Consider the following 22,494-nt stretch of genomic DNA (forward strand, 5'->3'; position numbering starts at 1 on the left):
GCAACCGGTCCGTCGGCTAGGCCGACTGCTTGTTCCGTCCGATGTACGCGATGGACAGCAGCAGACCGAGCAGGAGTGCCGCGGTGGCGATGATCAGCGCGGTACGGCTGCCGTCCGTGGAGTCGGATGCCGCGTGCAGCACCGAGCCGAGTACCGAGACCCCGATGACGGCACCGGTCTGGCGTGCGGAGTTCAGCACGCCGGACGCGATGCCGACCTGCTCCTTCGGTGTGGCCGAGACGGTCGCCGTCACCAGGGAGGGAATCGCGAAGGACACACCGAAGCCGAAGGCCAGCAGGCCGATCCCGATCAGCAGGGTGTGCGCGGTTCCCGTCCCCGTGACGCCGCCGATGAGAACGGCCGCACCGACCGTCAGGAGCCCGAAGCCCAGCACGGACGGCTTCCGCGGTCCGGATCGCGCGACCAGCCGGCCCGTGTAGACGGGGTTGAAGGCCGTCGGCAGGGTGAGCGGCAGGAAGGCGCAGCCGGCCAGCAGGGCAGAGAGGCCACGCGCCTGCTGGAAGTACAGGGACATGACGAACAGCAGCCCGGAGAGGCCGAAGTTGACGAGCAGGCCGTTGAGCACACTGGCCGAGAAGGTGGCGTTGCGGAAGAGGATCAGCGGGAGCATCGGGCCGCGCGGCCCGGCCGGCCGGCGCTCTACGACCAGGAAGACCACCCCGGCCACCACGGCCACGGCGAGCGCCCCCAGTACGGGCTTCGAGCCCCAGCCGAGGTTCTCGCTCTGGATGACGGCGAAGGTGAGCCCGGCAAGCGCGAGCACCGCGCTGACCTGGCCTGGCAGATCCACCCCACGGCTGGTGTTCCGCTTGGTCTCGGGCGCGTGGGCACGGGCGACGAGCACGCTGACCAGCGCCACGGGCACGTTGATGGCGAAGATGCTGCGCCAGCCGAGGGCGTCGGTGAGGACGCCGCCGAGGACCGGTCCTGCGGCCAGTGCGGCACCGGTGATGGCCGCCCAGGAGCCGAGGGCGCGGGCGCGCTGAGCCGGGTCGGTGAAGGTGGTGGCGATGACGGCCATGGAGGAGGGCAGCAGCGCTGCTCCCGCGACACCGAGCAGGGCGCGCATGGTGATCAGCACGCCGAGGTTCGGCGAGAAGACCGTGATCAGCGACGCGAGGAGGAAGGCCCAGGTGCCGACGATGAAGACCCGGCGCCCGCCGAAACGGTCGGACAGCGCTCCCATGGTGAGCAGCAGGGCGGCGAAGGTCAGGGTGTAGCCGTTGACCACCCACTGGAGCCCGGACAGTCCGCCGCCGATGTCGCTGCGGATGGCGGGCAGAGCGACGTTCACCACGCTGGTGTCGAGGAGAACCATGAAGTAGCCGAGCGAGAGGCCGATGAGCAGCAGCCGTCGACGTCCGGGGTCCTCGGCGAGCGCCTTGCCGGAGACGCCGGAGGCCTGCGTAGTTGGCGCAGACATGACACACCTTTCATGAAGCGGTAACGGCCGGGGGGAAGTGTGGTGGCCGTCGAAGAGGTCGGAACTCAAGCTTGACAAGAGCGGAAGTCGATCGGAAACGGGAGCTTCCGATGGCATCATCGGGAGAGCCGATGCCGACGCCGGGGGGACAGCATCATGCAGTTGCGGCAGCTCAGTACGTTCCGGACGGTGGCCGACGCGTTGAACGTGACGCGTGCCGCCGAGCGGTTGAACTACGCGCAGTCGAGCGTGACCGAACAGATCAAGGCACTGGAACAGGATCTGGGTGTGCGCCTGTTCGAGCGGTCCAACCGCGGTCTCCGGCTCACCCCGGCCGGCCGCCGCCTGGTCGACTACGCCGAGAGAATGCTCTCCCTCGCCGAGGAGGCCAGGGCGGCGGTCACCGAAGTCGGCAGCCCCGGAGGGGAGTTGCTGATCGGGGCTCCGGAGACGCTCTGCGTCTACCGGCTCCCCGCGCTGCTGACCCGCTTCCGTGAGGACTGCCCGAAGGTGCATGTGGTGCTGCGCCCCGGGAACCGGGAGGAGTGCCGCAGCGGAGTGCGTGAGGGAACACTGGACCTCTGTTTCACTTTCGGCGCGCCCCCGGACCACCCGGACCTGGAGAGCATGCCGCTGGTGCCGGAACCGGTCGTCGTCGTGGCCCCCAAGGGCCACCCGCTGACCCAACGGGAGTCGGTGACCACCTCCGATCTCGCGGGCGTCGACTTCCTGGTGACGGAGTCCGGTTGCAGCTACCGGCTGATGTTCGAGGAGGCACTCGGATCCGCGCCGGGGCCCCGCCCTCGCGTCGCGGCGGAACTCACCAGCATCGGCGCCCTGCGGACCTGCGTCGCGGCCGGCATGGGCTGTGCGTTGCTGCCCCAGATCGCCGTGGCCGCGGACCTGGCCCGGGGGACCCTCGGTCTGGTCCCGTGGCAGGGGCTCCAGTACGAGGCCCCGATCCACGCGACCTGGCGCCGCGACGGGCAACAGCCCCCGGCGCTTCTGCCTTTCCTCGACACCACCGGCACATTGCTGGGCCGACACACGCCCACCCGCCGAGACCACGGGTAAGCCACGGCCGCACACCACCGCCTGCCGGAACCACGGATGAGCCACCGGCCGCACACCATGCCGACCAGGACCACAGGCGAACCACTGGCCGCACGCGCCGGGACCACGGGCGAGCCGCCGACCGCACACCCCTACCCACCCGGACCGCAAGTGAGCCACCGGCCGCACACCACGCCCACCAGCACCACAGGCGAACCACGGGCCGGCACACCGCTACCCGCCGAGACCACGGGCGGGCCACCAGCCGCACGCCACCCGCCGGGACGGCGGATGAGCCACCGGCCGTACACCTCCCGCCCGCACCACGAGCCAGCCACCGGCCGCACACCTCCCGCCCTCACCACGAGCGAGCCACCAGCCGCACACCACCGGTCACTTATCGACCAGAAGCAGGCGATCCTCGTCCAAGGTGACCAGGCGCCCCCGGTAACCCGCGGTCAGGGCCGCGAACCAGATCGCGGGTCTGGCACCCACCTGCGCCCGTTGGATCTCCAGCGGCCCGTCCGCGGTCACCTCGACGTAGTCACCGGCCCGGCGGACGGTCATGTGCTGGTTCTCGGCGGCCTCAACGAAGGCACCGAACTCGGGGATGTCGAGCACGTACAGGGTCGTCATCGGTTCTGCTCCTCGGTGTGGGCTCGGGACAGTTCTCCCTTGCGGCGCCACATCTCCTCCACGGTCGGCTTACCGCTGCGGGTGACGTCGGACAGGGCGCGCAGGGTGAGTTCGGCGTCCCGGGCGTCGATGGGCGCGAACGGGCGCAGCGGGCGGGTGATCTCCAGCTGGATCCCGTTGGGGTCGTCGAAGTAGAGCGACTCCAGCAGCTCGTGGGCGAGGGGCGGCGTGACCCGCACACCGTGCGCCTTGAGCCGGGCCCGCCAGTCGAGCAGTTCCTGCTCGGTGTCGACGTGGAGCGCCAGGTGCCGGGACCTGTGCATGAGGTCACCGGGCTGCTCCTCCTCGGGAAGCCCGAAGTAGTAGAAGAAGGCCAGGTGGTCGCCGTTGCCGAGGGCGAAGAAGAAGTGGACGAAGTCCGGGAAGGTCTCGCTGACCCAGCCGGTGGCGGTGATCGCGTGCACCAGGGGAAGACCCAGTACGTCACGGTAGAACCGCACGGTCTCCTCGGGTTTCCAGGTCACCCAGGCGAGATGGTCCACGCCCCTCAGGCGGAGCGCTGCCTGCTCCGGCGACAGCACGACCTCGGGAACTTGGTCGGTCATGGATCGACTCCTTGATCGATGAGCGGATGGCTCGGTCCGTCAGGCGGTACGGCCGAGGGCGGGTGAAGCGGTGGGCTGTGCGACGGCGAACAGCTCCAGCAGCTGCTTGCGGTCGACCTTGCCCACCGCCGTCAGCGGCAGGGTCGGCACGAGCCGCAGTTCGTCCGGGTGCTTGAAGGCCGCTACGCCGCATTCCTCGAAGTACGTCCGGATGTGCGCCAGCGTCGGGTGCGAGCCGGGTACGGGAACGACGCACACCCCCACGCACTCCCCGAGGAGGGGGTGGGGCAGGGCGACGGCGGCCGCCTCCGTGACCCCCGGCACCCGGCGGACAAGGCCTTCCACCTCGTCGATCGCGATCTTCTCGCCGCCCCGGTTGACCTGGTCCTTGATCCGCCCCTCGACCACGAGGTTGCCGCTCGGGTGGAGGCGCACCAGGTCACCGGAGCGGTACCAGCCGTCCGGCGTGTAGGCGCGGGCGTTGTGCTCCGGTGCGCGGAAGTAGCCCCGCGGTGTGTAGGGGCCGCGGGTCAGCAGCTCCCCGGTCTCCCCCTCCTCGACCGGCCGGCCGTCGGGACCGACGATCAGGACTTCGTCCGCTTCGGAGATCGGCCGGCCCTGGGTGGTCCTGACCACGAACGGCGGGTCGGTCAGCCGGGTGTAGTTGAGCAGCCCCTCCGCCATCCCGAACACCTGCTGAAGGGTGCAGCCCAGAGTGGGGGCGAGGCCCTGCGCCAGATCGGCCGGCAGCACCGACCCTCCGACCTGGAGCACGCGCAGGCTCTCCAGATCCGGGCCGGCGGCGCCGGCGGCCTCCAGCCAGGTCCTGGCGACGGCCGGGACCACGGAGGTGACCGTGACCCGTTCCCGGGCCAGTTCCGGGAAGGCGATCTCGGCACGCGGCGACGGGCACATCACGACCCGGCCGCCGACGGACAGGGCGCCGAGCACTCCCGGGCAGCCCAGCGCGAAGTTGTGGGCCACCGGCAGCACCGCGAGGTAGACGGTCTCCGGGGAGAAACCGCAGACCTCGGCACTGCGCCGGACGTTGTACTCGTAGTCGTTGTGGGTCCGCGCGATGATCTTCGGCAGACCGGTCGTCCCGCCGGAGAGCAGGAAGAACGCGACCTCCTCGGGCTCCGGAGCCAACGCGTCGAGCCGGGCACGTCGTTGCGTGGTGCCGGATCGCGGGCTGAGCATCGCCGACAGATCCAGATGCCCGGGATCCGGCTCGCCACCGAGCACCAGTACCGGGCAGTTCCCCGGGCGTTCCGAGGCGATCCGCGCGGCCAGCGACTGGTGGTCGAAGCCACGCAGTGTGTCCGGTACGACGATCGCCGCGGCGTCCGCGAGGTCCGCGAGGTAGGCCAGCTCGTGCTCCCGGTGCGCCGGCAGCGCCAGCAGCGGCGCCACCCCGATCCGCTGGCAGGCCAGGAACAGGCCGAGGAACTCCCAGCAGTTGGGCAGCTGGACCAGCAGGTTGTCGCCGTTTCCGAGGCCGAGCCCGAGCAGGCGCTCCGCCAACGCGTCCGTCCGCTCGGCGAGTTCGCGGTAGCTGAGCCGGATCGCGCCGTCCACCACGGCGGTGCGGTGCCCGTAGCGGTCCGCCCAGTCCCACACCCAGCTGCCCAGCGGTCGCCGTCGCCACAGTCCCGAGGCGATGTACCGGTCGGCGGCCTCACGGGGCCAACCGACCACGCCGGTGCGCATCATCTTCTCCCCTCCCTGACGGGTGCCGCCCGGCCGGCAGCTCGTGCGAGCCGGGCGGCACCGTGGGTCCGGTAGTCGGGCGGGCCGGTCGTCCGGCCCGCCATGGCCTTGAGCCGTGCTGTCAGCGGGTCAGCCGACGAGCGGCTCGACCAGCTCCGGCTCCTCGCCGCGCGTCTCCTCGGTGCCCGCGGTCTGGAGCAGCTCGAACAGGAACTCGCCGATGGCTGCCACCGTGGGGCGGTCCCAGAGCAGCGTGCTCGGCAGCGAGAGCCGGAAGATCTTCTCCAGTCGGCGCCGGATCACCACGGTCATCACCGAGTCCAGGCCCATCTCCATGAGCGGGCGGCGGACGTCGAAGGTGTCCGGGTCGAACTTCAGCTCCCCGGCCACCTGGGAGCGGACCTCGTCCACCAAGTAGCCGCGCAGCTCCTCGGGGGCCAGCGCCGCCCACTCGGTCTCCGCCTGGCCGGGCGTGTCGGCGTCGGGGACGGCCAGTTCGGCCAGCAGCCGAGGGCGCTCCGCTCCGGGTTCCGGCGGCAGGATCCGCATGGCCGCCGCGTAGGACAGGTCGTAGCGGGAGACGAACTCCCAGCTGCGGAAGGCCTCGGCGGCCGAGATGTCCCCGGTGCCGCGGGCGGCCAGCTCGATGTCGATCAGTTCGGAGGAGGTCGACATCCCCAGCCCGCGCCAGGAGGTCCAGGCGACGCTCAGCGTGCGGTCGCCGAGGGCCGCGCGATGCCAGGCCAGCGCGTCCAGGAAGGCGTTGGCCGAGCCGTAGCTGGCCTGGCCGGGCAGGCCGAGAAGCTGGCCGCAGGAGGAGAAGAGGACCATGAAGTCGAGAACGCCGGCGGGGAAGAGCTCGTGCAGGGCCAGGGCGCCCGCGGCCTTGGGCCGCAGCACGGCGGCCAACGACGCCTCGTCGACGTCGACGGCCATCCGGTTGTCGAGCACCCCGGCCGCGTGCACCACACCCCGGATCGGGGGCAGTCCCAGCGCCTCCGGGTCGAGCGCCGCCGCGAGGGCCTCGCGGTCGGCGACGTCGACGGCGACGGTGCGCACCGTGACGCCCAGGCCCTCCAGCATCTGCACCGCGTCGACCCGCTGACGTGTCGCGGGATCCGAGACCGAGTGCCACTGCGACCGCGGCGGCAGAGCCGTCCGGCCCGCCAGCACAAGACGCCGGGCGCCTCGGCCCGCCAGCCAGGTCGCCACCTCCAGACCCAGCACACCGAGACCACCGGTGACCAGGTAGGTGCCGTCGGCACGGCACTCCAGGGCAGCACACTCCGGCTCCCGCTCGACCGCGACCAGCCTCGGCACCTCGCGCAGGGCCCCGCGCAGGGAGACGACCTCCTCACCGGGTCGCCGTCCGGCGTCCTCGCGGACCAGGTCGACCAGGGCGGCCAGCTCCTCGTCGGCCGGACGGGCGGACAGGTCGGCCACCCCCGCGAACAGCTCCGGGTGCTCACCGGCCAGCACCCGGCCGAGACCCCACAGCACCGAGTCGCCCAGCGCCTCCTGCAGCAGGCTCTCCCGGACGCCGCGCGTCACCGCACGGACGACCGGACGCTCGCCGGCCCTCTGCCGGGCCAGCAACTGAACCGTTCGGGTCAGCAGCCAGGAGGCGGCGACGCCGTCAGGGGCGGGCCCGTGCTCGCGGCCGGGAACGACCAGGACCGCGGTCTCGGGGCCCACCGTCCCGAGTTCATCAGGGTCGGCGGCCACGCGCCACGGGACGCCCGCCCGCGAGAAGCCCTCACCGATCGACTGCGCGGCCTCCGGGTCGCCCAGCAGCACCACTTCGGCCAGCGGCCCGGGCTCCGCGGGCCGGTCCTGCGGCTGCCAGGACAGCTCGCTCACCAGGCGGCGCGGGCTCGCGGTCGCACCCGGGTCGCCGTCGAGGACGCCGTAACGCAGTCCGCCGAACCGGGCGACGACCTCGCCGTGGGAATCAGCGATCAGCACGTCCACGGTGTCCACCGCCGCCGGACCGTCGGCGCAGCGCACATGCAGGACGACCTCCGCCGGGCAGTCCCCGAGCAGGGCGACCTCGTGCATGTGGGCGGGCATCCGCAGGATCGGGCTGCCGGGGAAGGCCACCGAGGCGATGGAGAGGGCGGCGTCCAGGACGCTCGCCCAGGAGGACGGCGCGGAGCCGTCCGGCGTGGCAGTGACGACGGCGGCCAACTCGCCCTCGCCGCGCCGCATTTCGCGCACCCGCCAGGGGAATCCCATGGCGGCCACGCCGATGCCGGCGAGCCGGTCGATCACGTACTCCTCGGGCAGCACCTCCGGGCAGCGCGAGCGGATCTCGGCCGGCTCCAGCCGGCGCGTGCCCACCTCGGTGGCCGGGGAGACCACCGCGGTCGTGTGGGTGAGCCAGGCGCCGTCCGAGTCGGCCTCCTCGGCGCCGACGATGCGCGAGGCGATGCGCAGCGCGCCCTCCTGGAGCACCACCTGCACCTCCCGCGGGGTGCTGACGGCCACCGGAACCCGCAGGTTGACCTCGGTGAGACCGGGGAAGCCGGCCCCGTCCGCGGCGGCGGTGAAGAACGTGTTCAGCAGGACCGTCGCCGGGATGATCTCGACGCCCTGGACCGGGTGGTCGCCGGGGTAGGGGCGGCAGCTCTCGTCCAGGTAGGTCTGCCAGAGCCGCGAAGGAGTGGTGCCGTTGACGGTCACTCCGCGGCCGAGCAGGGTGTGGCTCAGCGGGTCGTGCTGTCCGCCGCCGAGCTGGGCGGTGGGCGCGGAGCCGTACCAGAACGGCCGGTGCTGCCAGGCACGGACCGGCAGGTCGACCAGCGTGCCGCGGACGATCGCGGACCAGTCGACCGGGACGCCGTGGCTGAACAGCGCGGCGGCGTTCGCCAGCAGGGTGTCGAGCTCCGGCTTGTTCCGGCGCAGCGTGTGCGCCACGACGACGTCGTCGATGCCGCTCTCGCCCAGGGTCTCCACGATCGAGTGCGCGACCACGGGGTGGGCGGAGACCTCCAGGAAGGCGCGGTGGCCGTCTTCGGCGGCCGCCTGGACGGCGCTGCCGAACCGGACCGGGTTGCGCAGGTTGGCGGCCCAGTAGTCGCCGTCGCGCGGGGCGACGCTGCGCGGGTCGGCGAGAGCGGTGCTGTAGACGGGGATCACGGGCTCGTTCAGCCGCAGGTCACCGGCGGCGCGCCGCAGGTCGTCGAGGAGCGGATCCATGTGGTCGCTGTGGAAGGCGACATCGGAGGCGACCCGGCGGACGGTCAGGCCCTGCGCCTCCCAGCCGGTGGCGACCGCGGCCACGGTGTCGACGCCGCCGGCGGCCACCGTGGAGCCGGGCGAGGCGGCGATGGCGGCGCTGATGTCCGCCCGGTCGGCCAGGCGCTCGGCGACCTCGTCGAAGGGCAGGTTCACCATGACCATCGCGCCCTTGCCCGCGACCCGGCGCAGCAGGGCGGAGCGCCGGCAGATCAGCCGGGAGCCGTCGAGCAGGCTCAGGACGCCGGCCTCGACCGCGGCGGCGATCTCGCCGACCGAGTGGCCGATCACGGCGGACGGCCGCAGACCGCGCGCATGCCATACGGCGGAGAGCGCCACCTGCATCGCGAAGATCATCGGCTGGATCCGGTCCACCTCGACGAGATCGCCGTCGATCAGCACCTGGCGGGGCGAGAACCCGATCTCCGTCAGGAAGACCGGCTCGATCTCGTCGAGCACGGCGGCGAACACCGGCTCGCGCTCCAGGAGTTCGCGGCCCATGCCGATCCACTGGGCGCCGTGGCCGGAGAAGACCCAGACCGCGTCGTCGGCCGAGGGCAGGACGGCACCGGTCTCCACGCCGTCCTCGGGGCGCTGCTCGGCCAGGGCGGTGAGCCGTCGTACGGCCTGCTCCGGGTCGGACACCACGACGGCGGCCCGGGACTGGACGTGGTCGCGGTGCACCGACAGCGTGGCCGCGACGTCGGCCAGCGGGGTCCCGGCGCCGGGTCCGGTCAGCCACCCGGCCAGGCGTCCGGCCTGGGCGCGCACGCCCGCCTCGGTGGCCGCGGACAGCGGGAGGAGCAGCGTGCCCGGGGTCTCGCCGCCTGCCTGCTGACGGGGCGTCGGGGCGGGCGCCTCCTCCAGGACGAGGTGGCTGATGGTTCCGCCGTAGCCGTAGCCGGAGACACCGGCTCGGCGCGGGTGGTCGGTGACCGGCCAGGAGGTGGGTTCGGTGACCACCTTCAGCCCCGCCTCGTCCCACGGGATGGCCGGGTTGGGGGTGGTGAAGTAGTCGGCCTGCGGCGGGATCTCACCGTGGTGCAGCGCGAGTACGGCCTTGATCAGCCCGGCCACGCCCGCACCGGCCTCCAGGTGCCCGATGTTGGGCTTCACGGAGCCCACCAGGCAGGGCCGGTCGGCCGGACGCGGGCCGAAGACCTGGGCCATGGCCCCGACCTCGATCGGGTCACCGGCCCGGGTGCCGGTCCCGTGCGCCTCGACGTAGTCGACGGTGGCGGGGTCGACGCCGCAGGACCGGTACGCCTGACGCAGCAGGTGCGCCTGCGCCTCCTCGCTGGGCGCCATGATGCCGTTGGTACGGCCGTCCTGGTTGACCGCGCTGCCGCGGATGACCGCGAGGACCCGGTCGCCGTCGCGCTGGGCGTCGGAAAGCCGCTTGAGTACGACGACGCCGGCGCCCTCACCGCGGCCGTAGCCGTCGGCGGAGGCGTCGAAGGACTTGCTGCGCCCGTCCGGCGAGACCGCCCCGGCCTTGTCGAGGACCATGGTCAGCCCAGGGCCGGCCATGATGTTCACGCCGCCCGCCAGCGCCACCGGGCATTCGCCGGAGCGCAGCGCCTGGCACGCGAGGTGGAGGGCGACCAGCGAGGCGGAACAGGCGGTGTCCACGGCCAGGCTCGATCCGCGCAGGTCGAGGGTGTAGGAGACGCGGTTGGCCACCGCGCAGAAGGCCGCGCCGATCCCCGTCCACGCCTCGATCCGCGGCAGGTCCTCCAGCATCCGGCGCCCGTAGTCGTCGGAGCCGACGCCGATGAAGACGCCCGCGTCACCGCCGGCCAGCGAGCGCGGCCGTATCCCGGCGTGCTCGAGCGCCTCCCAGGCGACCTCCAGCACGATGCGCTGCTGGGGGTCCATCAGTTCCGCCTCACGGGGCAGGATGCCGAAGAAGTCGGCGTCGAAACCCGCGATGTCGTCCAGGAAGCCGCCGCCGCGGGTCACCTCGCGCAGCGCCGCGGCGTTCTGGGGGCCGGCCTCCTCGTAGGACTCCCAGCGCTCCTGAGGGACTTCCCCGATGCCGTCGCGGCGCTCCATCAGGAGCCGCCAGTAGTCCTCGGGTGAGTCGACGCCGCCGGCGAACCGGCAGCCCATGCCGATGACGGCGACGGGCTCGGGCGTTCTTCGGACGAAGGGCGTCGACTCGGCCTCGTTCGACGGGCGCTCCGCCTCGTCGGGCTCGTAGGAAGCAGTCATCTCAGCGATCTCCACTCGAATAGGGCATGGCGAGGGTGGTGAGAGGTGGGGGGTGAGGAAAGACCCGGCGCGTCAGCGGGCCGAGGACATCAACGGGAAGGACGCGACGGCGTCCACGCGCCCCGCGACCAGCGCTGTGTGCAGACGGGCGGGCCAGTTGTCGGCCGTGTGCCCGGGGGCGTCGAGTGCCCAGCCTCCGACGGCATCGATGATCAAGGGGAGTCCGGACTCGGTCCGAAGCCGGTCGGCCAGTTCCAGGACCACCGTCCAGGGGTCCTCTCCGACCCCGGTGGCCGACTCCGTCGAGGTGTCGGGTTCCGGCAGGCGCAGGTGGATGCCCACCGCTCCCGCCGCCGCGGCTGCCGACGCGCAGGCCGCCAACCGGTCGGCGTACTCGCGGGGCGGACGGCCGTCGGGGCATGTGAGGCCAATGAGGATCTGCCGGCCGGCCTTCCGCGGGGGCAGCGCGGCGACGGCGCGGGCGAAGGTCCCCGGTGTCGGTTCGTCGAGGAGCAGGACCAGGACCGGCATCTCCAGGAGCCGCTCCGGTGGCTGCGCCCGGACCCCTTCGCCGTCCACCACCGCACCGATCAACGCACCGGCGAGCCCCGCCTCGTGGACAGCCGTACGCCATTCCTCCGCGGCCGGCCCGACCCGGGTGACGTGTTGACGGGCGGTGCCGCTCCAGTCGGCGAGAACGAGGCCGTTCCCCGTCAGCGCCTGAGCCACACAGACGTCCGGCTGTCCGGGCGACGGAGGAATCACGCTGAGCATCCGGTTGCGGAGAACGGTTTCACCGAGCCGCAGGGGGAACGCCAGCGCGTGGGGCGTACTGCCCTCGGACGCCGACGTGTCGGAGCCGGCCGCCGCGGCACCGAGTGACCTGGCCTCGACGACGAAGGCCGACTCCGCCTCGGCGATGCGCTCAGGGTGGCGGCGCCGCAGTCCCGCCAGGCTGATCGCCGGGGTACGGGTCAGGAAGTGGAATCCGAACCTCTCGGGGTCCCGGTCGACCCGCTGCGCGAAGGTCTCCCACCATCGCATGCTGGGAGCCGCCAGGTTCTGGGTGCGGGCCACCGCCGGCCGACGGGCCTCCTCGTACGACTTGAAGGCCGGGGCCAGATCGGCGGGCGCGACCGTTCGCGGGCCGCTGGAGCCGCTCCACTCCCCGAGGGCATCGGCCAGACCGATCGCGTCCTCCATCGCGAGCTTCGTTCCCGAGCCGACGGAGAAGTGAGCGGTGTGCGCGGCATCGCCGAGCAGTACCAGGTTGTCGTGCCACCAGACCCGGTTGTGGACCACTCGGAAATTGGCCCAGCGACTGTTGTTCACCAGCAGCGGGTGTCCTTTGAGATGGTCGGCGAACACCTCTTCCATCAATTGCTGGGAATACTCGTCGCTACCCCCTGCGGAATTCACCCGCTCCGTGGATACATCCATTCCGGCAGCGCGCCACGCCTGCTCGTCGGTTTCCACGATGAAGGTGCTGAGACCGTCGGCGAACGGGTAGGTGTGTGCGGCGAAGACACCGAATGCGGTCCTGACGAACGGGAAAGTCACTCGCTGCATCGGCGCGGTGGTGCCATACCAGACGAACTTGGCGGAGCCCACCTCCACCGTTGTTCCGAATGCTTCCTCGCGGGCATTCCTGGTGACCGAACCGACCCCGTCGGCGGCCACGACGAGCTGGTGCTCGGCACACAGGTCCGCCGCGTCCGCCTCGGTGCGGTGGTCGAGCCGGGCCCCGCTGGCCAGGGCCTGCTCCTGGAGGATGTCCAGCAGAGTGCGCCGGGCGATGGCGGTGAAGCCGTACCCGCCGTACCGGAGCTCCCGCCCGCCGACGCGGACCTCCATGTCGCGCCAGGAACGGCTGGCCGCGACGATGCGATCGTGCGTCCCAGGGTCCGCCGCACGCAGCGCCGACATGGTCCGGTCGGAAAAGACGATCCCGAATCCGAACGTCGCCCCCACGGGATTGCGCTCACGCACATGAACTCGTGCCGCTATTCCCCGCATCAGCAGGAGACGAGCCAGAAAAAGCCCGCCGGGCCCTCCGCCGATCACGCCGACATCAAGCATTATCCCCACCCCAGGACACTGGACGAACAGTCACTCGATTTGTCGCTGGGATTGAGTGTTCCGCAGCCAGATCAAGCCAGACTCAAGCGGGGATCAAGCCCTCTTGCGGTTTACATTCCTTTTGCAATAAAGGGAGATATCGATGGGGTGGGTGCACGGCACCAGCTCCTACGGCCAGTCCACCAGCACCGCGAACAGGACGTACACGACCGGCACCATCACCGGTGCCGCCAGCGCCAGTCCCACGCGGCGGGCCGTGTTGCGGCGTTCCCACGGCAGGGCCCAGCCGGCGGCCAGCAGGAACAGGGCGATGCCCAGGCCGCCGAGCAGCACCGGGAAGGCGATGCCGAAGCTCGACTCGAAGCGGTCGGCTTCGGGGGCGGCGCAGGAGTCGCACGCCATCACGGAAAGCCCGCCGAAGACGTAGGCGAGCAGACACGCGGGCAGGGTCAACAGCGTCGAGATCAGCGGGGCGACCCAGGCACCGGTCGCGCGGTCGTCGTCGAGCGTGAGGTCGTCGTCGAGCGTGAGGTCCGGCATGGGTCCATCACAGCGCCCACGCACACGTGTCCGCATGAGCGTTCGTACTCAGAAAGCACGGTCGCCGTACGGGCGTTCAGGCGCTCGCGTTCCGCAGCCGCGCGAACGACGTGTCCAGCCCCCGCTTCAGCAGCCGTGCCGCCGGACGCTCCACGAACCGGTGCACCAGCCAGCTCAGCAGCAGGAACCCGGCGATAACGGAGACGACCAGCAGGCGGGCGTCCATCGTGTCGCGCAGGCGGTTGATGATCGCCGTACCGGCCGCGTAGTGCATCAGGTACAGCGGATAGGTCAGGGCCCCCGCCGTCACCAGCCACCTCCAGCGGATGCGGTCGGTCGCGCCGAGCGCGATGGCGACCATGACCAGCAGGAACACGGTGAAGATCGCCACGCTCCCCCGCCACCCCGACACATGCTCGACCTCGTCGATCCGGATGCCGAGTTCACGCTGACCCATCAGCCAGGCCATCGCGAGGATGCCCCACAGCAGCAGGTCCTGGCCGAAGCGGTGCATCAGGTACAGGGAGAGACCGGCGATGAAGTACCAGGCGCCCTCGGGGTTCGCCACCAGTTCCAGCAGGGGCAGCTTCGAGATCGGGGCGAGCATCGCGGCGGCGCCCCACACACAGCAGAAGACCACGACCTTGCGGTAGGTCAGACCGCTCCACACGACCACCAGGAAGAGCAGGTAGAAGCGCAGCTCGGACCAGAGGGTCCAGTAGACGCCGTCGACGTTCATGACGCCCGAGCCGGACTGAAGCATCGTGATGTTGAGGAGTACGTCCCGCATGCGCAGGCGGTCCCAGACGCCGGGCAGCAGCATCAGGACGGTGGTGGTGAAGGCGATGGCGAACCAGTACGCGGGGTACAGCCGGATCACTCGCGAGGTGAAGAACTGCCTGGGGGTACGGCCCCAGCAGGACATGCAGATCACGAAGCCGCTGATCACGAAGAAGATCTCGACGCCGATCCAGCCGTAGGACGCGAACCGGAAGACCGTCGGCATGATGTCGGACACCGGCCGGTCCCAGATGCGGTTGCCCGGCTGGTCGACCCGGTTGGTGCCGGCGTAGGGGTGCATCGCGACCATGAGGGCGGCGAGCAGCCGGATGCCGTCGATGGCGTAGAGCCGACGGCCGGCGCGCTCGCGTACGGCACCGTGCCGGGCCGGCTGACGCGGCGGGGACGGCACGGCGAGGGGAGGGAGCGGCTGTTGCAGGCCGCTGACGACCCGTCTCGGTATCGACGTTCTGCTCTCCGCGTCCTGCATCGACACCTGCGTGTCCGTCCGTCCTCGCGAGGGAATCCCGGGCCGGGGTGGCCTCCGGACGCCTCAGGCTACGACCCGCACAACCACCCCACAGTGACCAGACAAGAACATTCCTCCCACCGGTGCCGGGGAGTTGCCCCAACCCTCGCCGAGCGGCTCCACAAGGTTCTCCCAGACTTCATTTGACAGGAGTCGGCGGTGACCCGAGAGGGTGAGCCCATGCGCGACACCGTCTACTCGGTCATCCCGGCCGACCCCCACTGGCAGCCCGGCCGTGACGCCGGGGACCGCGCCGCGGCACTCGTGACCCGCCTCGCCCCCCAGGACGACGGCGGGTTCGACACCGAGATCGACGTCGACTGGTACGACACGGTCACCGCCGTCGACTGCGGCGAGAACCTTACGGGGATCGGCTGCCCGGCCTGCGGGGCGGCGATCGACGCCGAGTGGTACCGGGATCTGATCGAGGCCCACTGCGACGACGGGTTCGCCACCCTCGCCGTGATGGTCCCCTGCTGCGGGGCCGCGACCTCGCTGGACGCCCTGGAGTACGACCGGCCCTGCGGGTTCGCGCGGTTCGAGATCGCCGTATGGAATCCGGACCGGGAGCCGTTCGACGAGCGGGAGTTGGGCGCGATCGGAGAGGCCCTCGGGCGCCCCGTCCGGCAGATCCTCGCCCGCATCTGAGGCCGGGCATGCGAAGGGGCCCGCACGACCGAAGTCGTACGGGCCCCTTCAGAGACCTGCCGGTCCCTAAGACCTACCAGGTCAAGATCAAGCGTTGATCTTGGTGACCTGGCCGGCGCCCACCGTGCGACCACCCTCACGGATGGCGAACTTCAGGCCCTCTTCCATGGCGACGGGCTGGATGAGCTCCACCTTCATCTCGGTGTTGTCACCCGGCATGACCATCTCGGTGCCCTCGGGGAGGGTCACCACGCCGGTCACGTCCGTCGTACGGAAGTAGAACTGCGGACGGTAGTTGTTGAAGAACGGCGTGTGGCGGCCACCCTCGTCCTTGGACAGGATGTAGGCCTGCGCCTCGAACTCGGTGTGCGGGGTGACCGAGCCCGGCTTGATGATGACCTGGCCGCGCTCGACGTCCTCGCGCTTGATGCCACGGAGGAGCAGACCGACGTTCTCACCGGCCTGGCCCTCGTCGAGCAGCTTGCGGAACATCTCGATGCCGGTGACCGTGGTGGTGGTCTTCTCGGTCTTGATGCCGATGATGTCGACGGTCTCGTTGACCTTGAGGACACCACGCTCGATACGACCGGTGACGACGGTGCCACGACCGGTGATCGTGAAGACGTCCTCGATCGGCATCAGGAACGGCTTGTCGACGTCACGCTCGGGCTGCGGGATCGCCTCGTCGACGGCGGCCATCAGGTCCAGGACCGACTGGCCCCACTCCTTGTCGCCCTCGAGAGCCTTGAGCGCCGAGACCTTGACGACCGGAACGTCGTCGCCCGGGAACTCGTACTCGGAGAGGAGCTCACGCACCTCGAGCTCGACGAGCTCCAGGATCTCCTCGTCGTCCACCATGTCGGCCTTGTTCAGGGCGACGACGATGTACGGAACGCCGACCTGGCGGGCCAGGAGCACGTGCTCCTTGGTCTGCGGCATCGGGCCGTCGGTGGCGGCGACCACGAGGATGGCGCCGTCCATCTGCGCCGCACCCGTGATCATGTTCTTGATGTAGTCCGCGTGACCGGGGCAGTCGACGTGGGCGTAGTGACGCGTCTCGGTCTGGTACTCGACGTGCGCGATCGAGATGGTGATACCGCGCTGGCGCTCCTCGGGAGCCTTGTCGATCTGGTCGAACGCCGAGGCCTCGTTCAGGTCGGGGTACGCGTCGTGCAGCACCTTGGTAATGGCGGCCGTGAGGGTCGTCTTACCGTGGTCGATGTGACCGATGGTGCCGATGTTGACGTGGGGCTTAGTCCGCTCGAACTTCGCCTTCGCCACGGGGTCCTCCTGTGGAGTGGTTCTGAACGCCTTGCTTCATCGGCGCCAGGTGATCTTTGCTGGAAAGCCTCGGCCCGGGGGCACTCCCCCACAAACGCGGGTGAATGCCCCTCCGGGCTCCGGAGTCAAGCCTAAAGCGTGCGAACGCGGTGCGTTACTCGCCCTTGGCCTTCGCGATGATCTCCTCGGCGACGTTCCGCGGAACCTCGGCGTAGGAGTCGAACTGCATCGAGTAGCTTGCGCGACCCGACGTCTTGCTGCGGAGGTCTCCGACGTAGCCGAACATCTCCGAGAGGGGCACGAGGCCCTTCACGACGCGGGCACCGGCCCGCTCCTCCATGGCCTGGATCTGACCACGGCGGGAGTTGATGTCGCCGATGACCTCACCCATGTAGTCCTCGGGCGTGGTGACCTCGACGGCCATCATCGGCTCAAGGAGCACGGGGGACGCCTTGCGCGCGGCCTCCTTGAAGGCCTGCGAACCGGCGATCTTGAACGCGAGCTCGGAGGAGTCGACCTCGTGGTAGGCACCGTCGAGAAGCGTGACGCGGACGCCCGTCATCTCGTACCCGGCGAGGATGCCGAACTGCATGGCCTCCTGCGCACCGGCGTCGACCGAAGGGATGTACTCCTTCGGGATACGACCACCGGTCACCTTGTTCACGAACTCGTACGAGGCGTCGCCGCCCTCGATCGGCTCGATCGCGATCTGCACCTTGGCGAACTGGCCGGTACCACCAGTCTGCTTCTTGTGCGTGTAGTCGACGCGCTCGACGGCCTTGCGGATCGTCTCGCGGTAGGCGACCTGCGGCTTGCCGACGTTGGCCTCGACCTTGAACTCACGGCGCATACGGTCGACCAGCACCTCGAGGTGCAGCTCGCCCATACCACCGATGATGGTCTGGCCGGTCTCCTCGTCCGAGTGGACCTGGAAGGAGGGGTCCTCCTCCGCGAGACGCTGGATGGCGACACCCAGCTTCTCCTGGTCACCCTTGGACTTGGGCTCGATGGCGACCTGGATGACCGGCGCCGGGAAGTCCATGGACTCCAGGATCACCGGCTGCTTGTCGTCGCACAGCGTCTCACCGGTCGTGGTCTGCTTCAGACCCATGACGGCGATGATGTCGCCGGCGCCCACCGACTCGATCTCCTCACGCTTGTTCGCGTGCATGCGGTAGATCTTGCCGATGCGCTCCTTCTTGCCCTTGACGGAGTTCAGCACCGCGGTGCCGGACTCCAGGCGGCCCGAGTAGACCCGGACGAAGGTGAGCTTGCCGAGGTGCGGGTCGCTCATGATCTTGAACGCCAGCGCGGACAGCGGCTCGTCGTCGGACGGCTTGCGCTTGACGACCTCCTCCGGGTCGTTCACCGCGTGGCCCTCGATGGCCTCGACGTCGAGCGGGGTGGGGAGGTAGCGCACGACCGCGTCGAGCAGGGGCTGGACGCCCTTGTTCTTGAACGCGGTGCCACAGAACACCGGGGTGACCGTGACGCCGTCGGACTTGCCGGACGCGATGGTGATGCGACGGATCGCGGCGTACAGCTGCTCCTCGGTGGGCTCCTGGCCCTCCAGGAACAGCTCCATGATCTCGTCGTCGTTCTCCGCGACGGCCTCGACCAGCTTGCCGCGGTACTCCTCGGCAGCCTCGGTGTGCGTGGCCGGGATGTCGACGACGTCGTACATCTCGCCCTTGGCGGCCTCGGCGGACCACACGAGCGCCTTCATGCGGACCAGGTCCACAACGCCCTTGAAGTCCATCTCGGCGCCGATCGGCAGCTGCATGACGAGCGGGACGGCGCCCAGACGGTCCGAGATCATGTCCACGCAGCGGTGGAACTCGGCGCCGGTACGGTCCAGCTTGTTCACAAAGCAGATGCGCGGCACGCCGTAGCGGTCGGCCTGACGCCACACGGTCTCGGACTGGGGCTCGACACCCGCGACGCCGTCGAACACCGTGACCGCACCGTCGAGGACGCGGAGCGAACGCTCCACCTCGACCGTGAAGTCGACGTGCCCGGGGGTGTCGATGATGTTGATCGTGTAGTCGTCGTCCTCGAGCGGCCAGTGACAGGTGGTGGCAGCAGAGGTGATCGTGATGCCACGCTCCTGCTCCTGCTCCATCCAGTCCATGGTGGCGGCGCCGTCGTGGACCTCACCGATCTTGTACGAAACGCCGGTGTAGAACAGGATCCGCTCGGTGGTGGTCGTCTTGCCCGCGTCGATGTGGGCCATGATCCCGATGTTGCGGACCCTGGCCAGGTCAAGCGAAGTGGTAGCCATAAGGCTTCAGTCTTCTCTCGGTCTCGATGGGGTCTGCGACTACCAGCGGTAGTGCGCGAAGGCCTTGTTGGACTCGGCCATCTTGTGCGTGTCCTCGCGCTTCTTGACGGCCGCACCGAGGCCGTTCGAAGCGTCGAGAAGCTCGTTGAGCAGACGCTCGGTCATGGTCTTCTCGCGACGGGCGCGGGAGTAACCGACCAGCCAGCGCAGCGCCAGCGTGTTGGCGCGGCCGGGCTTGACCTCGACCGGCACCTGGTAGGTGGCGCCACCGACACGGCGGGACTTGACCTCAAGCGTGGGCTTGATGTTCTCCAGCGCGCGCTTCAGCGTGATGACCGGGTCGTTGCTGGTCTTCTCGCGCAGGCCCTCCATGGCGCCGTACACGATGCGCTCGGCGGTGGAGCGCTTGCCGTTCAGCAGCACCTTGTTGATGAGGGAGGTGACAAGAGGAGAACCGTAGACCGGGTCGATGATGACCGGGCGCTTCGGGGCGGGGCCCTTACGAGGCATTCTTACTTCTCCTTCTTGGCGCCGTAGCGGCTGCGGGCCTGCTTGCGGTTCTTGACACCCTGGGTGTCAAGGGAGCCGCGGATGATCTTGTAGCGAACACCGGGCAGGTCCTTCACACGGCCGCCGCGCACGAGCACGATGGAGTGCTCCTGCAGGTTGTGTCCCTCACCCGGAATGTAAGCGGTGACCTCGATCCCGCTGGTCAGACGCACACGCGCGACCTTACGCAGGGCCGAGTTCGGCTTCTTCGGGGTGGTCGTGAACACACGCGTGCAGACGCCACGACGCTGAGGGGAACCCTCGAGTGCGGGCGTCTTGTTCTTCTCGACCTTGTCCTGCCGGCCCTTGCGGACCAGCTGCTGGATCGTAGGCACTACTTCTCCGGTTTCTGTGTGCCGAATGGTGAAGCTAACCTGGAACGTCGCCGACCCACGCGGTCGGGTGTGTCGAATCCGGCGACTCCCGCCGCGAGGCGAAAAGGGCGCAGATTGCGGTGGCCGCTCGCGGCTCCCCTAGTGCGGTTGAAGGCACGCACGAGAGCCAGGGCACACCCCAGGCACAAGGTCTGAGCGTACCTAGCTCATTCGCTGCGGTCAAAACAAATGGAGCCGGGCCGCATCGTTATGCGCGGCATGTCAAGCCCCTACGCCGTGGACGATCTTCGATTTAACGATCCGCACACGTCCGGACGCCGCTCACACCACCGCTCACGCGCCGCTCACCCGGAGGCGAGCCCCACCGCGATCAGCAGTGTCATCAGCACCGACCACGCGGCGATCGACAGCCAGCCGAACACCAGCCCGGTCAGCGCGAGCCCGTCGCCGCCCTCTCCCGTCCGCTCGATCTCCGCCCGCGCCGCGTGCCCGAGGATCACCGCCGGGATCCCGGTGAACCCGAACGTCGGCACACAGAGCAGCCCGCACACCGCGGCTCCGACCGCCTTCCCGTTCGCCCGCGGCCGCGGCGCGGGCAGAAACGTCCGCGGTACGACGGTGTAGGGCGCCGGCTGCGGCACGGGCCCGAGCGGCAGATCGGACACGAGCAGCGCCACCTCCCCGACGGTCCGCGCCCCGTAAGCCCGCTCCACCCGCTTGTCGAACTCAGCCTTCTCCAGCCGCCCCTCGCCGTATCCGGCCCGCAACACGTCGACGGCGCGTTCCCGGTCGGCGTGGGAGGCGAGCATGGCGGGGGCCGTCTGGGGCTGCGGGTGATGGTTCGCGCTCGGCCACGAGGGTGGGTGATGGGGCTGGAGGTTCGGGACCCCTCTCCCGTGCCACGCGTTCGACCCGCCGTCACCGGACGGCTCGTCCTTGTCCTGCCACGGCTGCCACGACGACTGCGACACGGAGCACCTCCCGACCCCCGAGGTCCCTCCATGATGCGGCATCATCCGTCCTTTTCCACCACACATGTCGGCCGCGGCGGCCAGGACGCCGTGGCGGCCGACCCAGGCGAGGGGAGACGAATATTCCGGCAAAAATGAATCTAACTACCCCACACGCAAGCCTCTCAATCACGACTCCGCCACAATGTCTCCATTCTCCGGGCACCCGACATTAGGCTGCCCGGGTGTCTCAGCAGCCCGTACAGCCCGCATCCGGCCGTTCCCACTCCCGCTCCCGCCGCAAGCAGCGGTCCGGAGTGCAGCGACGGCTCCTCGGCGCACTCGTCTCCGTCGGCGTCCTCGGCGCCTCGGTGGCCGCCGTGGTCGCCCTGTCCGGTGCCGGCACCCCGTCCCGTGTCCCCGATGACGGCGTCGGCGCCGCGTCCGCGTCCGCGGCGGGCGACTCCGGGGCGAGCAAGGCCTCGGACCGGGAACTCCGCTTCGGGCTGGCCTTCGGCGACCGGTTGACCTGGATGACGGACAGCGAACTCACCAAGGCGATGGACGACGCCGAGGAACTGGGCGTCGGCTGGCTGCGGGTGGACCTGTCGTGGCGCAACATCCAGCCCGACAGCTCCAGTCAGTATCTGTGGGAACGCTTCGACCGTGTGGTGGACGCTGCCCACGCCCACGGTATGGAGGTCCTGCCCACCATCTCCTACACCCCGCGCTGGGCCGCTGCCCCGGACTGCGGAAGCACCGCCCAGGCCTGCCCGCCCGCGAGCGACGCGCAGTTCGCCGAGTTCTCGCGTCAGGCCGTCGAGCGGTACGCGCCCAAGGGCGTGCACACCTGGGAGATATGGAACGAGCCGAACATCCTGCCGTTCTGGAAGACCGGCCCCGACGCCGAGCGTTACACCGACCTGCTGGCCGCGACCGCCCCGGCCATGCGCTCCGCCGACCCCAAGGCCTATCTCCTGTTCGGTGGACTGGCCGCGGTGGACACCATCCCGTCCAAGGGGTACGTGTCACACAAGACGTTCCTGTCGGAGACGGCCCGGTTGGGCGCCCTGAAGTACGTGGACGCCATCTCCTACCACCCGTACACCTATCCCCTGCTGCCGAGCACCAAGACCGCCACCGGCACCCGCTACGAGGACATCGACCGCACGCAGGACAGCCTCGTCGCCACCCTGACGAAGTACGGCAAGCCCAAGATGCCGATCTGGATCACCGAGACCGGCGCGCCCACCTGGTCCCAGGGGAAGGCCGCGGACAGCCCGGACGCCGTGGGTACCCAGTACGTCACGCCCCGGCTCCAGGCGGAGATCGCCACCGACACCGTGCCGGCGTCGGCCGCGATCCCCTCGGTGGACGTGATGTTCTGGTTCGCCTACCAGGACGGCGAGCGCGAGACCGCGACGTCCAGGAAGGCGCAGCACTACGGTCTGGAGTACTACGACGGCACCCGTAAGCCGGCCTTCGAGGCCCTGCGGAAGGCCATCGCCGCCTACCGCAAGGACCACGGCTAGGGCCTGTCCGGCGGATCAGGCCGGCTCCAAGGAACGGCGCCTTGTCAGCGCAGGTGAGCGGGGTCTGGTGCGTGCAGCTGCAAGGCGGAGG

The 22,494-nt window shown here is 70.1% G+C and carries 16 protein-coding genes; 3 read left to right on the forward strand and 13 right to left on the reverse strand.

Going from position 1 to position 22,494, the window contains the following annotated elements; all coding sequences use genetic code 11:
* Nucleotides 1–16 precede the first annotated feature (16 nt).
* Nucleotides 17–1,444: an MFS transporter gene (locus AB0D34_RS29820; protein ID WP_362666770.1), complete on the reverse strand. Its 1,428-nt coding sequence runs from the start codon at nucleotides 1,442–1,444 to the stop codon at nucleotides 17–19.
* Nucleotides 1,445–1,600: 156 nt separating this feature from the next.
* Between AB0D34_RS29820 and AB0D34_RS29825 the strand changes: the two genes are divergently transcribed.
* A complete protein-coding gene (locus tag AB0D34_RS29825; RefSeq protein ID WP_362666772.1) occupies nucleotides 1,601–2,518 on the forward strand; it encodes a LysR family transcriptional regulator in 918 nt (305 codons plus the stop codon).
* Between the two features lie 372 nt (nucleotides 2,519–2,890).
* Here the strand turns inward: AB0D34_RS29825 and AB0D34_RS29830 are convergent, their stop codons facing one another.
* The 7 genes from AB0D34_RS29830 to AB0D34_RS29860 all read right to left on the reverse strand — a co-directional run bounded on the left by AB0D34_RS29830 (nucleotide 2,891) and on the right by AB0D34_RS29860 (nucleotide 14,788).
* Nucleotides 2,891–3,133: a hypothetical protein gene (locus AB0D34_RS29830; RefSeq protein WP_362666774.1), complete on the reverse strand. Its 243-nt coding sequence runs from the start codon at nucleotides 3,131–3,133 to the stop codon at nucleotides 2,891–2,893.
* Entirely contained in the window at nucleotides 3,130–3,738 is a 609-nt protein-coding gene (locus AB0D34_RS29835) for a VOC family protein (protein ID WP_362666776.1), read from the reverse strand. Before AB0D34_RS29835 ends, AB0D34_RS29830 begins: the two co-directional genes overlap by 4 nt.
* 39 nt (nucleotides 3,739–3,777) lie before the next feature.
* The gene (locus AB0D34_RS29840) at nucleotides 3,778–5,451 is read right to left on the reverse strand and encodes an AMP-binding protein (RefSeq protein ID WP_362666778.1); all 1,674 of its coding nucleotides are present in this window, start codon (nucleotides 5,449–5,451) and stop codon (nucleotides 3,778–3,780) included.
* A gap of 126 nt (nucleotides 5,452–5,577) precedes the next feature.
* Nucleotides 5,578–10,899 (reverse strand): beta-ketoacyl synthase N-terminal-like domain-containing protein, encoded by a 5,322-nt coding sequence (locus tag AB0D34_RS29845; RefSeq protein WP_362666781.1) that lies wholly within the window; start codon nucleotides 10,897–10,899, stop codon nucleotides 5,578–5,580.
* Between the two features lie 72 nt (nucleotides 10,900–10,971).
* On the reverse strand, nucleotides 10,972–12,978 hold the full coding sequence (locus AB0D34_RS29850; protein WP_362666783.1) for an FAD-dependent monooxygenase: 2,007 nt from the start codon (nucleotides 12,976–12,978) through the stop codon (nucleotides 10,972–10,974).
* Between the two features lie 168 nt (nucleotides 12,979–13,146).
* Entirely contained in the window at nucleotides 13,147–13,518 is a 372-nt protein-coding gene (locus AB0D34_RS29855) for a hypothetical protein (protein WP_362666785.1), read from the reverse strand.
* A 76-nt stretch (nucleotides 13,519–13,594) separates the two neighbouring features.
* A complete protein-coding gene (locus AB0D34_RS29860) occupies nucleotides 13,595–14,788 on the reverse strand; it encodes an acyltransferase (protein WP_362666834.1) in 1,194 nt (397 codons plus the stop codon).
* 219 nt (nucleotides 14,789–15,007) lie between these two features.
* Between AB0D34_RS29860 and AB0D34_RS29865 the strand changes: the two genes are divergently transcribed.
* Entirely contained in the window at nucleotides 15,008–15,475 is a 468-nt protein-coding gene (locus AB0D34_RS29865; protein ID WP_362666788.1) for a hypothetical protein, read from the forward strand.
* A gap of 87 nt (nucleotides 15,476–15,562) precedes the next feature.
* Here AB0D34_RS29865 and tuf read toward each other — a convergent pair whose 3' ends face one another.
* The 5 genes from tuf to AB0D34_RS29890 form a co-directional block, all read right to left on the reverse strand.
* Entirely contained in the window at nucleotides 15,563–16,756 is a 1,194-nt protein-coding gene (tuf, locus tag AB0D34_RS29870; RefSeq protein WP_355743272.1) for an elongation factor Tu, read from the reverse strand.
* Nucleotides 16,757–16,910: 154 nt separating this feature from the next.
* A complete protein-coding gene (gene fusA / locus AB0D34_RS29875; RefSeq protein ID WP_362666790.1) occupies nucleotides 16,911–19,037 on the reverse strand; it encodes an elongation factor G in 2,127 nt (708 codons plus the stop codon).
* A 39-nt stretch (nucleotides 19,038–19,076) separates the two neighbouring features.
* The gene (gene rpsG / locus AB0D34_RS29880) at nucleotides 19,077–19,547 is read right to left on the reverse strand and encodes a 30S ribosomal protein S7 (RefSeq protein ID WP_007384059.1); all 471 of its coding nucleotides are present in this window, start codon (nucleotides 19,545–19,547) and stop codon (nucleotides 19,077–19,079) included.
* Between the two features lie 2 nt (nucleotides 19,548–19,549).
* On the reverse strand, nucleotides 19,550–19,921 hold the full coding sequence (rpsL, locus tag AB0D34_RS29885; protein ID WP_003948652.1) for a 30S ribosomal protein S12: 372 nt from the start codon (nucleotides 19,919–19,921) through the stop codon (nucleotides 19,550–19,552).
* Between the two features lie 344 nt (nucleotides 19,922–20,265).
* Entirely contained in the window at nucleotides 20,266–20,730 is a 465-nt protein-coding gene (locus AB0D34_RS29890; protein ID WP_362666793.1) for a DUF1707 and DUF4190 domain-containing protein, read from the reverse strand.
* Between the two features lie 386 nt (nucleotides 20,731–21,116).
* Here AB0D34_RS29890 and AB0D34_RS29895 point away from each other — a divergent pair, with 386 nt between their 5' ends.
* Nucleotides 21,117–22,403 carry a cellulase family glycosylhydrolase gene (locus tag AB0D34_RS29895; RefSeq protein ID WP_362666796.1) on the forward strand — a complete coding sequence of 429 codons (1,287 nt, stop codon included), beginning with the start codon at nucleotides 21,117–21,119 and terminating at the stop codon, nucleotides 22,401–22,403.
* Nucleotides 22,404–22,494: the final 91 nt, after the last annotated feature.

Source organism: Streptomyces sp. NPDC048420 (assembly GCF_040651535.1).
Taxonomy (GTDB): domain Bacteria; phylum Actinomycetota; class Actinomycetes; order Streptomycetales; family Streptomycetaceae; genus Streptomyces.

Excerpts from the sequence above, each read along its gene's own strand:
- AB0D34_RS29820 (WP_362666770.1), bottom strand. The coding sequence starts at position 1,444 with ATGTCTGCGCCAACTACGCAGGCCTCCGGCGTCTCCGGCAAGGCGCTC.
- AB0D34_RS29825 (WP_362666772.1), top strand. The coding sequence starts at position 1,601 with ATGCAGTTGCGGCAGCTCAGTACGTTCCGGACGGTGGCCGACGCGTTG.
- AB0D34_RS29830 (WP_362666774.1), bottom strand. The coding sequence starts at position 3,133 with ATGACGACCCTGTACGTGCTCGACATCCCCGAGTTCGGTGCCTTCGTT.
- AB0D34_RS29835 (WP_362666776.1), bottom strand. The coding sequence starts at position 3,738 with ATGACCGACCAAGTTCCCGAGGTCGTGCTGTCGCCGGAGCAGGCAGCG.
- AB0D34_RS29840 (WP_362666778.1), bottom strand. The coding sequence starts at position 5,451 with ATGATGCGCACCGGCGTGGTCGGTTGGCCCCGTGAGGCCGCCGACCGG.
- AB0D34_RS29845 (WP_362666781.1), bottom strand. The coding sequence starts at position 10,899 with ATGACTGCTTCCTACGAGCCCGACGAGGCGGAGCGCCCGTCGAACGAG.
- AB0D34_RS29850 (WP_362666783.1), bottom strand. The coding sequence starts at position 12,978 with ATGCTTGATGTCGGCGTGATCGGCGGAGGGCCCGGCGGGCTTTTTCTG.
- AB0D34_RS29855 (WP_362666785.1), bottom strand. The coding sequence starts at position 13,518 with ATGCCGGACCTCACGCTCGACGACGACCTCACGCTCGACGACGACCGC.
- AB0D34_RS29860 (WP_362666834.1), bottom strand. The coding sequence starts at position 14,788 with ATGCAGGACGCGGAGAGCAGAACGTCGATACCGAGACGGGTCGTCAGC.
- AB0D34_RS29865 (WP_362666788.1), top strand. The coding sequence starts at position 15,008 with ATGCGCGACACCGTCTACTCGGTCATCCCGGCCGACCCCCACTGGCAG.
- fusA (WP_362666790.1), bottom strand. The coding sequence starts at position 19,037 with ATGGCTACCACTTCGCTTGACCTGGCCAGGGTCCGCAACATCGGGATC.
- rpsG (WP_007384059.1), bottom strand. The coding sequence starts at position 19,547 with ATGCCTCGTAAGGGCCCCGCCCCGAAGCGCCCGGTCATCATCGACCCG.
- AB0D34_RS29890 (WP_362666793.1), bottom strand. The coding sequence starts at position 20,730 with ATGCTCGCCTCCCACGCCGACCGGGAACGCGCCGTCGACGTGTTGCGG.